The following is a 14,156-nucleotide window of genomic DNA, read 5'->3' as shown; positions in this document are numbered from 1 at the left end:
AAGGGGGAGATCGATATGACGCTATCTCTCCTCACTCCTGCACGTTTGCGAATGGGGTGATGAGCTTAAACCTTGCCGATCTCCCCACCTGAGGGGGAGATGCCCGGCAGGGCAGAGGGGGGCTGGCAACCACCAACGCTTAATAACAAAAGTCCTCCGCCAAACACAGGCGGTGAAAAGTTAAACATCGGAGAACACTGCATGTTTCAAAACCGTACCGAGGCGCTGGCGCTTGCCTTGCCTGCCGCAATATTTGCGGCGGCGGTTTTTATGGTGCCGGTGTTGATGTTGTTGTCGGAAGGGTTTCGCACCGGCGATCACTGGACGCTTGCCGCCTATACGAATTTCTTCGCCGATCCGCTGAACCGGGCGGTGTTTTTGCGCACGCTGAAACTGGGTGCCATCGTCACCGCCGTTGCTGCGGTCATCGGTTATGTGGCGGCCTTTGCTATTGTCAGCCTGCCGCCCGGCTCCAAAGGCCACATGATCAACCTCGTTATTCTGCCGTTGATGATTTCGCCGGTGGCGCGCACCTATGCGTGGATCGTCATTTTAGGCCGCACCGGCATCGTCAATGAAGCGCTGAAAGCGGTGGGCCTGACCGATGCGCCGATCCGCATTCTGTTTTCCGAAACGGCAGTTTTCATCGGCCTTCTCCAGCTGTTCCTGCCGTTGATGATTATCTCGTTGATCAGTGCGCTGGAGAACATGCCGAAAGATGTTGTCGCCGCCTCGCGGGTTCTGGGTGCCAACTGGTTGCAGGTGTTCTGGAAGGTCATTCTGCCGTTGACCAAGGAAGGTCTGGTGGTGGGCGGAACGCTGGTCTTCACCGGCTCGCTCACGGCCTACATCACCCCCGCCATCCTAGGCGGTTCCAAGGTTCTGATGCTGGAAACGCTGCTGTATCAGCAGGTCACGGTGTCCAATAATTTCGTCGCGGCAAGCGTCATCGCCTTCATTCTGATTGTCATGAGCTTTGCGGCCAACATCCTGCTCAAGCGCATTGCAACGGCAAGGAACAAAAAATGACCAGGCAACTCTTCATTCCCATCACGCTCGCTTTGGTCATCGGTTTTCTGATCGGCCCGTTTCTAATCATCGTTGCAGCCTCGTTTTCGGCAGGCGATACGCTGGCCTTTCCGCCACAGGGTTTTTCGCTGAAATGGATCGCCAAGGTTTTCACGGTTGAAAGCTTTCGCGATAGCTTTGCCATGTCGATGTTCCTCGCCATCGGCGGCACATTCGTCGCGCTCATCCTCGGCGTTCCCGCATCCTATGCGATGTCGCGTTACAAGCTGCCGTTTTCGGAAACCATCCGCACCATCGTCTCAGCCCCCATCATCGTTCCGGGCATCATCGTTGGCTTGGCGCTGCTGCGTTACTTCGTCGTGCCGTTTGGCATCGGCATCACATTGGCACTGTTTCTGGCCCACACGGCGCTGATCCTGCCCTATGCCGTGCGTGTCGTGTCGGCCAGCCTCACCAATCTGCGCTCGGATATCGAAGAAGCCGCAGTCCTGCTCGGGTCGTCGCGATTGGGCGCTTTCTTCCGCGTCGTGCTGCCGAATATTCGCGGCGGCATTCTGTCGGCGTTCATTCTGGGTTTCGTCACCAGCTTCAATCAGGTGCCGGTGTCGCTGTTCCTGTCCGGTCCCGGCGTGCGCACCCTGCCCATCGATATGCTGGGTTATATGGAAATCGTCTTCGACCCATCCGTTGCAGCGCTGTCTTCGCTGCTCGCCTTCCTGTCCATCGGCATTGTTTTCATGGCCGAACGTTTTCTGGGGTTCTCCCGTTATGTCTGATGCAAAATACCTCTCGCTCCAGAACCTGTCGCTGGCCTATGGCAATTCCGTTGCCGTGAAGGATCTGAACCTCGACATCCGCAAGGGCGAGCTGCTCGCTCTGCTCGGCCCGTCTGGCTGCGGCAAAACCACGACCATGCGTGCCATTGCCGGGCTGATGCCGGTGGCTGGTGGTCGGATCGATCTGGATGGCGTCGATATTACCCGCGTATCCGCCAACAAACGGGCAGTGGGGCTGGTGTTTCAGTCCTACGCGCTGTTCCCGCATCTGACGGTCTACGAAAACGTCGCCTTCGGTTTGAAGCTGAAGGGAATGAAGGGCACGGCTCTGGATGAAAAGGTTGCGTCCGGCCTGAAATCTGTCGGCCTTTCGACCTTCGCATCCCGCAAGCCAGCCGAATTGTCCGGCGGGCAACAGCAGCGCGTCGCACTTGCCCGTTCCATGGTCATGGACCCCAAGGTTCTGCTTCTGGATGAACCTTTGTCGAACCTCGATGCGCGGCTGCGGCTGGAAATGCGCACCGAGCTTCAGCGCGTACAAAAGGCCACCGGTGTCACCATGATTTTCGTGACGCATGACCAAGTCGAAGCGCTGGCGCTGGCAGACCGTATCGTTGTGATGAAGAGCGGTGCGATCGAGCAGATCGGCACACCGGAAGAGATTTATAACGCGCCTGTCTCATCCTTCGTTGCCGATTTCGTCGGCTTTGAAAACATCTTCCGCCTAGAAGGTGCTGAGTTAAAAACAGACAATGGACGCATAGCACTTTCTGGCCAGGTTCCGAGTACGGCGGGACTGGCCTGGAGGCCGCGCATGGTAACCCTCGGTTCAGGACCTTTCGAGGGAACCGTGCGCGGCACGTCTTTTGCGGGCAACACCCGCGAATATCTGCTGGATACCCCGCTTGGAGCCATCAAAGCTGAAACGGATGCGGCTTTGCCGGTGCATGATCTCGGTACGCGCCTGACGTTCGATCTTCCGGTCGAAAAAGCCGCCAGCCTCAAGGTGTTCAGCTGATCATGGGCATCTGGATCGATACCGACATGGGGTTTGACGATATCGCCGCCATTCTGGTGGTGAAGTCGCATGGGCTTCAAATCGATGGCATCTCGCTGGTGTTCGGCAATGCACCGCTTGAGCAGGTTCAGCGCAATGCTGCCGGTGCGGCCTCTGCTTTTGCGTGGGACTTTCCCATCCACGCAGGCCGTCAACGCCCGGTTCTGGGAAAGATCGAAACCGCACAAATCATTCTCGGAGAAACCGGCATTCCAACGGTCGGCGTGGGGTTGCCGGATGCTGCGGAACTGCCGCATAGCGATGCTTTTGCAGCGCTCTGTCGCTGGCTTGAAGATGGCAAGGGTGAGAAGCGCATTCTTGCGCTCGGCCCGCTCACCAACATTGCCGCTCTTTGCCTTGCAAGGCCCGATCTTGCTGCCCGCATCACGGAATTGACCTGGATGGGCGGTGGGGTGACGGCTGGCAACCACACGGCGTCTGCCGAGTTCAACGCCTTTGCCGATCCGGACGCATTGGCGATTGTCATTGCGCATGATCTGCCGCTGCGCATGGTCGATCTTGATCTGTGCCGCAACGTCACGGCGTGCATGTCGGATGTCACGCCCGTTCGTGCAGCCGGTGGAAAAAACGCCGGGTTGCTTGCCGATATGCTGGAGGGCTTTATCACCATCGCCACCAGCCGTGGTCGGAACGCGATGGCGCTTTATGATCCATGCGCTGCCGTTGCGCTGGTTGCACCGGATTGTATCGGCTGGAAAAAGGCCCGCATCGATGTCGAGCTTCATGGTGGATTGACGCGTGGCCGAACCGTGGTCGAGGCACGTGCCGCCCATGCCGCGCGATTCAACGCTGAATTTGCCGAAACAGTGGATACGCCACGGGCGAAAGCCATCATTCTCGCCACCCTGCGTCTGGAGGCCAGCCGATGAGGGAAGCAGGCATCATCGTCGACCGCGATGCAATGAATGACGATGCTCTCCGCGCCCGTGCCGTGGCTGCGGCGCGGGGCGACCAGCCTTTCGATATTCTGATTTCTGGCGGCACGCTTGTGGATATGGTGACCGGCGAACGTCGCCCTGCCGATATCGGCATCGTCGGCCCCCTGATTGCCAGTGTTCACGAGACTGGGGGGCGCACAGATGCGGCCCGCACCATCGATGCCACAGGTGCCTATGTTTCGCCGGGGCTGATCGACACGCATATGCATGTCGAAAGCTCGATGATTACGCCGGCTGCCTATGCGCAGGCCGTGGTCGCACGGGGTGTGACCACCATCGTCTGGGATCCGCACGAATTCGGCAATGTTCATGGCATTGATGGCATGTGCTGGGCCGCGCAGGCCAGCCGGGATTTGCCGTTGCGCGCCATATTGCTCGCGCCATCCAGCGTGCCATCCGCGCCGGGGCTGGAACTGGCGGGCGGGGATTTCGACGCGACGGCCATGGCCGAAATGCTGTTTTGGCCGGAAGTCGGCGGCGTCGCAGAAGTGATGAATATGCGCGGCGTCATCGAGCGTGATCCGCGCATGAGCGCCATTCTTCAGGAAGGTCTGCTTTCCGACAAGCTGATCTGCGGCCATGCGCGTGGTTTGGCCGGTGCCGATCTCAACGCCTTCATGGCGGCGGGCATTACGTCCGATCACGAGCTGACCTCCGCTGACGATTTCATGTCGAAACTGCGGGCCGGGTTGACGATTGAGTTGCGCGGTTCGCACGACCATCTTCTGCCAGAGTTCGTGGAAGCGTTGAACGCGCTCGGCCATCTGCCACAGACGGTGACGCTGTGTACCGATGATGTTTTTCCGGATGATCTCGTGAAACACGGCGGGCTGGACGATGTGGTGCGGCGGCTGGTGCGCTACGGGCTGAAGCCCGAATGGGCGCTGCGCGCTGCCACGCTGAACGCCGCCATGCGTTTGCAACGCATTGATCTCGGCCTCATTGCCGCCGGTCGTAGGGCCGATATCGTGGTGTTCGAAGACCTTTCGCAATTTGCCGCCCGCCACGTGCTGGCCAGCGGAACGCCCGTTGCAGAAAACGGCACATTGCTCGTCGATCTTCCGCAGATGGATGCCGCGCCCTTGCGGGATTCCATGAAGCTGACGAAACGCTCTGCCGACGATTTCAGGGTGAAGAGCGAGAGCAAACGTGTAAGGCTTGCGACCATCGACAGGCCGCGTTTTACCCAGTGGGGAGAGGTCGAAGCTGCTGTGGAAGCTGGTTTCGTCGTGCCGCCCGAAGGTGCGACGATGATTTCCGTCACCCACCGCCACGGCAAGGCGGACCCCGTCACCAGAACCGGTTTCCTCACCGGCTGGGGCAAATGGGAGGGCGCATTCGCCACCACGGTTTCGCATGACAGCCACAATCTGACGGTCTTCGGCGGCAATGCCGAAGATATGTCCGTTGCCGCAAACGCCGTCATCGAGGCGGGCGGCGGGATGGCGGTGGCATCCGGTGGTAACGTGACAGCATTGTTGCCGCTGCCGCTGTCCGGCCTCGTGTCGGATGCGCCATTGCCAGCGGTTGCCTCCGATTTCGAGATGGTGCGCGAAGCCGTTGGCCGCATCGTGGAATGGCAGCCGCCTTATCTGGTGTTCAAGGCATGCTTCGGCGCCACACTCGCCTGCAACATCGGCCCGCATCAGACGGACATGGGCATTGCCGATGTGCTGACGGGCCGGGTGATGGAAACGCCGGTGATCGAGATTTTGGCGTGAGGATGGGCGGCGGTTAATCCGCCGCCAGTTCCTGCTCCACCAGCGTCGTCCAGAAGGCAACGCCGGACGCAATCGCATCATCGTTGAAATCATAGGACGTGTTGTGGTGTAGCGCACCATCGACGGCAGGGCCGTTGCCGAGCCAGACGTAGCAGCCCGGAGCTTCAGCTGCGAAGAACGAAAAATCATCGCCCGCAGTCGAGGGCGGGTAGACGGTGCGAACCTTTTCGCCGAAAACGCTTTTTGCTGCCTTTAAAGCCCGCGCCGTGGCATCCGCATCATTGAGCACCGGTGGAATGCGGCGGATGAATTCATATTTCGCTTCGATGCCAAACATGGCGGCGGTGCCGTTTGCCAGCCGTCCGATTTCCTCTTCCAACTGATCGCGAACATGGGCGGAGTAGGCGCGGGCCGTGCCACCGATGTCGACAACATCTGGAATTACATTCAGCGCCTTGGGATCGCCCGCCTGCACGGAGCAGGCACTAACGACAGCCGGTTGCAGCGGGTCGATCACGCGCCCGACGATGCTTTGCAGCGCTGCCAGAAAACTCCCCATCGCCGTTATCGGATCGCGGCCCAGATGCGGTTTTGCACCGTGAGTTCCCACACCTTTGAACGTCACGCGCCAGCTATCGGAAGAGGCCAGTTGCGGGCCTTCGACCACGGCCATTTCATCCACATCCAGACCCGGCATATTGTGCAGCCCATAGACCGCATCGCAGGGGAAAAGCTTAAACAGCCCATCCTCCACCATTGTCCTTGCGCCGCCGCGCCCTTCTTCGGCAGGCTGAAAGATGAAGTGAACGGTGCCGGAAAAATTGCGTGTCGCGGCAAGATGGCGGACGGCACCCAGCAGCATTGTGGTGTGCCCATCATGGCCGCAGGCGTGCATCTTGCCTGATATGGTCGATTTATAAGGCCGGTCGGCAAGTTCCGGCATGGCAAGCGCGTCCATATCTGCACGCAGGCCAATGCGGCGGGTGCCATTGCCAACCTGAAGCGTGCCGACAATGCCGGTTTTGCCCAATCCGCGATGAACCGCAATCCCGGCTTCTTCCAGATGTTTTGCCACAAGCGCGCTGGTGCGCTCTTCCTCGAAACCAAGTTCCGGGTGTGCGTGCAAGTCTTGACGGAAAGCGGTCAGAAATGGCAGGTCGTTTCCGGTCCGGTCGAGCGGGGGCATGGGTGGCATTTCCTTCAAAGTCAAAATGGTCGTCTTTTTCTAGTGCAGAAATCCCTGAAAATTAATAGAAACCTGCGCATTGAACCGAAATATAATCGCTGCGAAAGGAATGCTCATGAAGCCGCACGAATTCTGGCAGGACATTCACGCGCCTGAGAGCTTCGATGTGGCTGGTCCTCATGCCGGTTTTTACCCTGCGGTGTTGGATGATGGGCGGCAAATTTGCTTGCCGATCCGGCCATTGGCAGATGGAGAACACGCCCTTGCCTCGCTGATTGTCAATCAGGCGGCGTTTCCCGTGCTGGAAGCGCTGGCACAGGATTTGGCGGATAAGCTCAAATTTTTCGATGTGGATGTGGTGGTCGGTCTGCCGACTTTGGGCCTCACATTGGCGGCTGAAGTTGCGCGTCGTCTCGGACATAGCCGATATGTGCCGCTCGGCACCTCACGCAAGTTTTGGTATCTGGAGGAGCTTTCCGTGCCGATGTCGTCGATCACCACCGAGCAGCAAAAACGTCTTTATATCGATCCGCGTATGCTGCCGCTGCTGGAAGGCAAACGTGTCGCCTTGGTGGATGATGTAATTTCCAGCGGCACCTCTATCGTCGCCGGTCTTTCGCTTTTGTCGGCTTCGCATATCGATCCGGTGGTCATTGGTGCTGCCATGCTGCAATCGGACAGATGGCGGGAAAAACTGCAAAATTTCGGCGCGCAATGGCCGGGCAGGGTGCAGGGCGTTTTCGCGACACCGCTGTTGAAAAAGGCTGGCGACGTCTGGCTTTCCTGACAACGATCAAACTCAACTGATTAATTTTTCATCCTGCACAATTTCTGACTTGCGGAGCCGTGAGGGATCGTCCTAGGATCATTCACGACAGAGAGAATGGGCGCGGCAAACGCTGCTGCGCCCTCGCGTGGCGTTATTTCACGCCTCTGCCAACCTATGGTTTTCATTCGAAAAACCTCACACCTCGCCTTTTGGAATGTCTCGCATGCAACTTGTTTTCGACGGTCATAACGATGTGCTTCTTCGCTTGTGGCGCAACAGCAAGTCGGGCAGTGATCCCGTCGCAGAGTTTATGCAGGGAACATGGGAAGGCCATATAGACGCGCCGCGCGCCAAGGCGGGCGGATTGGCCGGTGGCATCTGCGCCATTTACATTCCCTCTGGCGATCTGGTGCTTCAGCCGCCGGATGAAAACGGCCACTACGTCACGCCGCTTGCTGCGCCTCTGGAGCGCCAGCCATCCCTCGATATCGCACTGGAAAAGGCGGCGATTGCGCTGCGGCTCGAGCAGGCAGGTGGCTGGAAGCTTTGCCGGTCTACGGACGACATTCGCAAATCCATGGCCGATGGCGTGTTCGCTGCCGTGCTTCATATGGAAGGCTGTGAGGCGATCGACGAAAATCTGGATGCGCTGGAGGTGTTTTATGCAGCCGGCCTGCGCTCGCTCGGCCCGGTGTGGAGCCGCCACAATATTTTCGGCCACGGTGTGCCTTTTGCTTACCCCATGTCGCCGGATACCGCACCCGGTTTGACCGATGCCGGTTTTGAACTGGTGAAGCGCTGCAACACGCTCGGCATTCTCATCGATCTGGCGCACATCACCGAAAAAGGCTTCTGGGATGTGGCCAAAACCACCGACCAGCCTCTGATCGCCAGCCATTCAAACGTCCACGCGCTGACGCCTGTTGCGCGCAATCTGACCGATAAACAGATGGACGCCATCAAGGAAAGCAAGGGATTGGTGGGCCTGAACTACGCCGTGACCATGCTGCGATCAGATGCGCGGGACGATGCCAACACGCCTTTATCCACCATGGTTCAGCATATCGACTATATGGTCGAGCGCATGGGCATAGACTGCGTGGCGCTGGGTTCCGACTTTGACGGCGCCACCGTTCCGGCCGAAATCCGGGATGCCAGCGGCAATCATAATCTTGTTGCGGCGCTGAAATCGGCAGGATACGCTGATACAGAAGTTGCTAAAATTTGCCGGGAAAACTGGCTGCGCGTTTTGGCTCAAGCATGGCATGAGCCAGCCTAAAATAGAGCGGCGGGAGATAAATCGGCATAGGTCCCGCCCCTCTAATCTTTTGTTTAAGCATCGGAATTTCCGAAAACCGCGCTACACTTTTCGGTCCGATGCTTTAGAGTGATATCAACCTTATAATAACTGGGGATAACAATGAACACGTCGCTCAACAAAGCCGCCCGCATCCTCGCCACCAGTGTGGCACTTTCGATGCTGTCTCTCGCTGCACCACAGGCTTTTGCCGCAACGCCTGCCGATACGCTGGTCGAAGGTTTTGCCATCGACGACATCATCACGCTGGATCCGGGTGAAGCTTTCGAGCTTTCGGCTGCGGAAGTGACCGGCAACACCTATAGCAAGCTGGTGTCCATCGATCTGAACGACACGTCCAAAGTGAAGGGTGATCTGGCCGAAAGCTGGACGACGTCTGAAGATGGCCTGACCTACACATTCAAGCTGAAATCCGGCCTCAAATTCGCATCCGGCAATCCGATCACCGCTGACGACGTTGCCTTCTCTTTCGAGCGGGCCGTGAAGCTGGACAAGTCGCCAGCATTCCTGCTGACGCAGTTCGGTTTGAAGGGCGATAACATCACCGAAAAGGCGAAAGCCACCGATGCACACACATTCGTTCTGACGGTCGATAAGGCCTATGCGCCAAGCTTCGTTCTCAACGTTTTGACAGCCACCGTGGCGTCCGTTGTGGACAAGAAGCTGGTGACGGAAAAGGCCAAGGCCGTAAAGCCGACCGCCGATTACAAATTCGAGACGGATTTCGGCAACGAGTTTTTGAAAACCGGTTATGCCGGTTCCGGCCCTTACAAAATCCTTGGCTGGAAGGCCAACGAAGCGGTCATCTTTGAAGCCAACCCGAATTATTATGGCGACAAACCCAAGTTGAAGCGTGTTGTTTATCGCCACATGAAGGAAAGCTCCGGCCAGCGTTTGGCGCTGGAAAATGGCGATATCGACGTGGCCCGCAACCTGGAGCCGGGCGATATGGAAGCCGTTTCCAAAAAGACGGGTCTTGCCGTCACCTCTGCCCCCAAGGGCACCGTGTATTACTTCAGCCTTAACCAGAAAAACGAGAACCTAAAGAAGCCTGAAGTCGTCGAGGCATTCAAATATCTGGTTGACTACGATGCGATTGGCGCGACGCTGATCAAGGGCATTGGCGAAATCCACCAGACATTCCTGCCAAAAGGCCAGCTTGGTGCGTTGAATGACAATCCTTACAAGCTTGACGTCGCCAAGGCCAAGGAACTTCTGGCCAAGGCCGGTCTCAAGGATGGCTTCACCGTCACCATGGATGTGCGCAACACGCAGCCGGTCACCGGCATTGCTGAAAGCGTGCAGCAGACATTGGCGCAGGCTGGCATCAAGCTGGAAATCATTCCCGGTGATGGCAAGCAGACGTTGACGAAATTCCGCGCCCGCACCCATGACATCTACATCGGTCAGTGGGGTTCGGACTATTTCGACCCGAATTCGAATGCTGAAACCTTCACCATCAACTACGACAATTCCGATGAAGGCAAGAACAAGACGCTGGCATGGCGCAATGCCTGGGATGTTCCAGAGCTGACGAAGGAAACGCAGTCTGCGCTTCTGGAAAAGGACAGCGCCAAGCGTGCGAAGATTTATGAAGACCTGCAAAAGAAGGTTCTGGAAACCGGACCTTTCGTGGTCATCTTCCAGCAGACCGAAGTGGCGGGTTATTCCAGCAAGCTCAAGGGCCTGAAGCTCGGACCGAGCTTCGACACCAACTATGTTTACACGATCTCGAAGGAATGATCCGGCAGGATTGGTCCATTGAGCATCCTTGAAACATCGCCAAGGCGCAGGCGCGGCAAAAGCCGCGCCAACAAGCGCCTGACAGCCACTCTCGGCTTCCTCATCACCGTCATCACCACCTTTTTGGGTCTGCTGGCGGTTACATTTTTCATCGGGCGCGTTGTGCCGATCGATCCTGCGCTGGCTATCGTGGGGGACCGTGCGCCTGCGCATGTGGTGGAGCGTGTGCGCGAAGAGCTCGGCCTCAACCTGCCGCTCTGGCAGCAGTTTTTTCTGTATATAAAACAGGCGCTGACGGGTGATTTCGGCACATCGGTTCTGACCACCAATCCTGTTATGGTCGATATTATCAGAGTGTTTCCCGCCACCATGGAACTTGCGACGATTGGCACGTTGATCGGCGCTGTTTTCGGCATTCCGCTCGGCGTTCTGGCGGCTGTCAAACGCGGCAGTCTCATCGACCAGATCGTGCGTATCATCGGGCTAGTGGGATATTCCGTGCCGATCTTCTGGCTCGGCCTGCTGGCGCTTGTGGTGTTTTACGCCAAGTTGAACTGGGTTGCCTATCCCGGTCGCATGGATCTCGTTTTTGAATTCACCTTCACGCCCGTCACCGGGTTTTACATGTTCGATGCGTTCTGGCAGGGGCAATGGGACGTTCTGTGGGATCTGTTCCGCCACATCATTCTGCCCGCCGGTCTGCTCGGTTATTTCTCGCTTGCTTACATCAGCCGCATGACGCGCTCCTTCATGCTGAATGAACTCAGCCAGGAATATATCGTCGCAGCACGGGCAAAAGGTCTGTCCGAAACCCGCATCATCTGGTTCCACGCGCTGCGCAATGCGGCCGTGCCATTGCTGACGGTGATCGTGCTGTCCTATGCCGGTCTGCTGGAAGGATCGGTGTTGACGGAAACCATCTTCGCGTGGCCGGGTCTTGGCCTTTACATCACCAATTCCTTGCAGAATGCGGACATGAACGCCGTTCTCGGCGGCACCATCGTGATTGGCGCTGTGTTCATCAGCATCAATCTCCTGTCCGATCTGCTCTACCGGACGCTCGATCCAAGGACGCGCAGCCGATGACGACAGATTTGACCACGTTGAAACCCTATAGCCGTGACTGGCTGCTGTCCGACCGGCCAACATCGCGCAAACAGGCACGGCTTGGCCGCGCCTATGTCATCTGGCGGCGCTTTTCGGAAAACCGGCTGGCGCTGGCCGGTCTCGGCATTATTCTGGCACTCGTACTGGTGGCGATTTTTGCCAATGTGCTCGCTCCGCACTCTGCCGTGCAGGGAGATTTGCGCAATGCCCGTCTGCTGCCACCCGGCACGTCGGGTTACTGGCTGGGCACGGATGACCAAGGCCGTGATATTCTTTCGCGGCTCATTCACGGCTCACGCCTGACGCTTTTTGTGGTGGTGCTGGTTGCCGTCATTGCCGCACCTGTCGGCCTTATCGTCGGCACGGTGTCCGGTTATGCGGGTGGCTGGGTGGATGCGGTGTTGATGCGTATCACCGACATTTTCCTCGCTTTTCCGAAACTGGTTCTGGCGCTGGCACTGGTCGCGGCTTTGGGGCCGGGCATTGAAAATGCGGTGCTGGCCATCGCGATCACCTCATGGCCGCCCTACGCGCGTATTGCACGCGCCGAAACCATGACATTCCGCAATTCCGATTTCATTGCGGCGATCAAGCTGATGGGTGCATCGCCGTGGCGCATCGTTCTGAAGCACGTCATGCCGCTGTGTCTCTCATCGCTCATCGTGCGTGTGACGCTCGATATGGCGGGCATTATTCTCACCGCTGCCGGTCTCGGCTTCCTCGGCCTTGGCGCCCAGCCGCCCTTGCCGGAATGGGGCGCGATGATTGCGTCGGGTCGTCGTTTCATTCTCGACCAATGGTGGGTGGCCGCCATGCCGGGCATCGCGATCCTCATCGTCAGCCTTGGTTTCAACCTGTTGGGTGATGGCCTTCGTGATGCGCTGGACCCGAAGGAGGCTGGCCAATGACGCCTCTTTTGACGGTGGAAAACCTGCGCGTCAGTTTCCCCACCCGCACCGGGCTGGTGGAAGCGGTGCGTGGCGTGTCCTTCTCGCTGGGCAAGGAGCGCCTCGGCATCGTCGGCGAATCCGGCTCCGGCAAGTCCCAGACGGGACGCGCCATCATGGGCCTGACACCCGGCCACGCGAAAATCGAAGCGGATGCTTTGCGGTTTGGCGATATCGATTTGCTGAAAGCCTCTGCCAAACAACGCCGCAGCATTCGTGGCAAACGCATTGCCATGATCCTTCAAGACCCGAAATATTCGCTCAATCCGGTGATGAGCATTGGTCGCCAGATCGTTGAAACCTTGCAGACGCATGAGCGCATCGGCTCATCGGCGGCCAAAAAGCGGGCGCTCGATATGCTGGAGGCGGTGCAGATTCGTGATCCGGAACGGGTCTATGAGCTTTATCCGCACGAGGTTTCCGGCGGCATGGGCCAGCGTGTGATGATCGCCATGATGCTGGTCTGCGGCCCGGAACTGCTGATCGCCGATGAGCCGACATCGGCGCTGGATGTGACCGTGCAGTTGGAGGTTCTGGGCATTCTCGACAAGCTGGTGCGGGACCGCGGCATGGGGCTGATTTTCGTCTCGCATGATCTGCGGCTGGTATCGTCGTTCTGCGACCGCGTCATCGTCATGTATGCGGGCAAGGTGGTGGAGGAGCTGCCCTCGGCAAATCTTGAAAACGCGAAACACCCTTACACGCAAGGCCTGCTGAATTGTCTGCCGAAGATTGGCGAACACCGCCATCCTCTGCCCATTCTGGATCGCAAAGCGGAGTGGCGCGCATGACCACAGTTCTTTCCGTCACCGACATGGTCGTGGATTTCGACGGACATCTGGCGCTGGATGGTGTCAGCATCGATGTGGCGCAGGGCGAATCCTTCGGCCTTGTCGGTGAATCCGGGTCGGGTAAATCCACGCTTTTGCGCGCCATCGCCGGTCTCAACCATTTTGATGAGGGTAGCCTCATGGTGGAAGGCCGGACCTATGAGCGCAAATTTCGCGAGAAGAGCTTTTATCGCGATGTGCAGATGGTGTTCCAAGACCCCTATGGTTCGCTGCACCCGCGCCAGACGGTGGACGCCCTTTTGCTGGAGCCTTTGATCATCCACGGTCTGGATGACAAGGAGGGGCGCATCGCCCGTGCTTTGGATGAGGTTGGTCTCGGGACCGGCTTTCGGTTCCGGTATTCACACCAGCTTTCGGGCGGCCAGCGCCAGCGGATCGCCATTGCGCGAGCGCTTATTCTGGAGCCGAAAATTCTGCTGCTGGATGAGCCGACGTCGGCGCTGGATGCTTCCATTCAGGCGGAAATCCTCAACCTGCTGGAACAGGCCCGCAAAAACCGTGGCCTCACCTTCCTCATGGTCAGCCACGATCTCGGCGTCATCAGCCACATGTGCGACCGCCTCGCGGTGATGAAGAGCGGCAAGGTGGTGGAAACAATGGATGTGGCAGCATTGGACAGCCGGAATTTTGCAGCCGATTATACGCGGCAATTGCTGGTTGCCAGTGAGGGTTTCGTGCGCGATTGAGGGGCGC

13 protein-coding genes are annotated in these 14,156 nt (G+C 58.2%); 12 read left to right on the top strand and 1 reads right to left on the bottom strand.

Features of this window, described 5'->3' with window-relative positions; genetic code table 11:
- The first annotated feature begins 201 nt into the window (after window positions 1–201).
- The 5 genes from RMR16_RS11615 to RMR16_RS11595 are packed head-to-tail and all read left to right on the top strand — an operon-like array spanning window position 202 to window position 5,542.
- Window positions 202–1,029 (top strand): ABC transporter permease, encoded by an 828-nt coding sequence (locus tag RMR16_RS11615; RefSeq protein WP_320198076.1) that lies wholly within the window; start codon window positions 202–204, stop codon window positions 1,027–1,029.
- Complete coding sequence (locus RMR16_RS11610) at window positions 1,026–1,805, top strand: ABC transporter permease (RefSeq protein ID WP_320198077.1); 780 nt, start codon at window positions 1,026–1,028, stop codon at window positions 1,803–1,805. The genes RMR16_RS11615 and RMR16_RS11610 overlap by 4 nt, the downstream gene beginning before the upstream one ends.
- Window positions 1,798–2,823 carry an ABC transporter ATP-binding protein gene (locus RMR16_RS11605; protein ID WP_320198078.1) on the top strand — a complete coding sequence of 342 codons (1,026 nt, stop codon included), beginning with the start codon at window positions 1,798–1,800 and terminating at the stop codon, window positions 2,821–2,823. Before RMR16_RS11610 ends, RMR16_RS11605 begins: the two co-directional genes overlap by 8 nt.
- A 2-nt stretch (window positions 2,824–2,825) precedes the next feature.
- Window positions 2,826–3,752: a nucleoside hydrolase gene (locus RMR16_RS11600; RefSeq protein WP_320198079.1), complete on the top strand. Its 927-nt coding sequence runs from the start codon at window positions 2,826–2,828 to the stop codon at window positions 3,750–3,752.
- Window positions 3,749–5,542 carry an adenine deaminase gene (locus tag RMR16_RS11595; protein ID WP_320198080.1) on the top strand — a complete coding sequence of 598 codons (1,794 nt, stop codon included), beginning with the start codon at window positions 3,749–3,751 and terminating at the stop codon, window positions 5,540–5,542. Before RMR16_RS11600 ends, RMR16_RS11595 begins: the two co-directional genes overlap by 4 nt.
- 13 nt (window positions 5,543–5,555) lie before the next feature.
- On the opposite strand, the gene RMR16_RS11590 is transcribed toward RMR16_RS11595, so the two are convergent.
- Window positions 5,556–6,728 carry a M20 aminoacylase family protein gene (locus tag RMR16_RS11590; protein WP_320198081.1) on the bottom strand — a complete coding sequence of 391 codons (1,173 nt, stop codon included), beginning with the start codon at window positions 6,726–6,728 and terminating at the stop codon, window positions 5,556–5,558.
- 115 nt (window positions 6,729–6,843) lie between these two features.
- Between RMR16_RS11590 and RMR16_RS11585 the strand changes: the two genes are divergently transcribed.
- From RMR16_RS11585 to RMR16_RS11555, 7 genes are all read left to right on the top strand, one after another.
- Window positions 6,844–7,515, top strand: a complete 672-nt coding sequence (locus RMR16_RS11585) for a phosphoribosyltransferase (protein WP_320198082.1) — start codon at window positions 6,844–6,846, stop codon at window positions 7,513–7,515.
- Window positions 7,516–7,720: 205 nt separating this feature from the next.
- Window positions 7,721–8,776, top strand: a complete 1,056-nt coding sequence (locus RMR16_RS11580) for a dipeptidase (RefSeq protein WP_320198083.1) — start codon at window positions 7,721–7,723, stop codon at window positions 8,774–8,776.
- Window positions 8,777–8,917: 141 nt separating this feature from the next.
- Window positions 8,918–10,558: an ABC transporter substrate-binding protein gene (locus RMR16_RS11575; protein WP_320198084.1), complete on the top strand. Its 1,641-nt coding sequence runs from the start codon at window positions 8,918–8,920 to the stop codon at window positions 10,556–10,558.
- Between the two features lie 18 nt (window positions 10,559–10,576).
- Window positions 10,577–11,644, top strand: a complete 1,068-nt coding sequence (locus RMR16_RS11570) for an ABC transporter permease (RefSeq protein WP_320198085.1) — start codon at window positions 10,577–10,579, stop codon at window positions 11,642–11,644.
- Window positions 11,641–12,573: an ABC transporter permease gene (locus tag RMR16_RS11565; RefSeq protein ID WP_320198086.1), complete on the top strand. Its 933-nt coding sequence runs from the start codon at window positions 11,641–11,643 to the stop codon at window positions 12,571–12,573. Before RMR16_RS11570 ends, RMR16_RS11565 begins: the two co-directional genes overlap by 4 nt.
- Window positions 12,570–13,403, top strand: a complete 834-nt coding sequence (locus RMR16_RS11560) for an ABC transporter ATP-binding protein (protein ID WP_320198087.1) — start codon at window positions 12,570–12,572, stop codon at window positions 13,401–13,403. Before RMR16_RS11565 ends, RMR16_RS11560 begins: the two co-directional genes overlap by 4 nt.
- Window positions 13,400–14,149 (top strand): ABC transporter ATP-binding protein, encoded by a 750-nt coding sequence (locus RMR16_RS11555; protein WP_320198088.1) that lies wholly within the window; start codon window positions 13,400–13,402, stop codon window positions 14,147–14,149. Before RMR16_RS11560 ends, RMR16_RS11555 begins: the two co-directional genes overlap by 4 nt.
- The last annotated feature ends 7 nt before the right edge of the window (window positions 14,150–14,156 follow it).

Origin of the sequence: Agrobacterium sp. rho-13.3 (assembly GCF_033957765.2) — a bacterium.
In the GTDB taxonomy this organism is placed as follows: domain Bacteria; phylum Pseudomonadota; class Alphaproteobacteria; order Rhizobiales; family Rhizobiaceae; genus Agrobacterium.
The sequence above is the reverse complement of the archived record's forward strand: the minus strand, read 5'-3'. Positions and strand labels throughout refer to the sequence as shown.

What these genes read in the sequence shown, in the direction of transcription:
- RMR16_RS11565 (WP_320198086.1), top strand. Translation starts at nt 11,641, where the DNA reads ATGACGACAGATTTGACCACGTTGAAACCCTATAGCCGTGACTGGCTG.
- RMR16_RS11600 (WP_320198079.1), top strand. Translation starts at nt 2,826, where the DNA reads ATGGGCATCTGGATCGATACCGACATGGGGTTTGACGATATCGCCGCC.
- RMR16_RS11555 (WP_320198088.1), top strand. Translation starts at nt 13,400, where the DNA reads ATGACCACAGTTCTTTCCGTCACCGACATGGTCGTGGATTTCGACGGA.
- RMR16_RS11585 (WP_320198082.1), top strand. Translation starts at nt 6,844, where the DNA reads ATGAAGCCGCACGAATTCTGGCAGGACATTCACGCGCCTGAGAGCTTC.
- RMR16_RS11615 (WP_320198076.1), top strand. Translation starts at nt 202, where the DNA reads ATGTTTCAAAACCGTACCGAGGCGCTGGCGCTTGCCTTGCCTGCCGCA.
- RMR16_RS11595 (WP_320198080.1), top strand. Translation starts at nt 3,749, where the DNA reads ATGAGGGAAGCAGGCATCATCGTCGACCGCGATGCAATGAATGACGAT.
- RMR16_RS11560 (WP_320198087.1), top strand. Translation starts at nt 12,570, where the DNA reads ATGACGCCTCTTTTGACGGTGGAAAACCTGCGCGTCAGTTTCCCCACC.
- RMR16_RS11580 (WP_320198083.1), top strand. Translation starts at nt 7,721, where the DNA reads ATGCAACTTGTTTTCGACGGTCATAACGATGTGCTTCTTCGCTTGTGG.
- RMR16_RS11590 (WP_320198081.1), bottom strand. Translation starts at nt 6,728, where the DNA reads ATGCCCCCGCTCGACCGGACCGGAAACGACCTGCCATTTCTGACCGCT.
- RMR16_RS11575 (WP_320198084.1), top strand. Translation starts at nt 8,918, where the DNA reads ATGAACACGTCGCTCAACAAAGCCGCCCGCATCCTCGCCACCAGTGTG.
- RMR16_RS11605 (WP_320198078.1), top strand. Translation starts at nt 1,798, where the DNA reads ATGTCTGATGCAAAATACCTCTCGCTCCAGAACCTGTCGCTGGCCTAT.
- RMR16_RS11610 (WP_320198077.1), top strand. Translation starts at nt 1,026, where the DNA reads ATGACCAGGCAACTCTTCATTCCCATCACGCTCGCTTTGGTCATCGGT.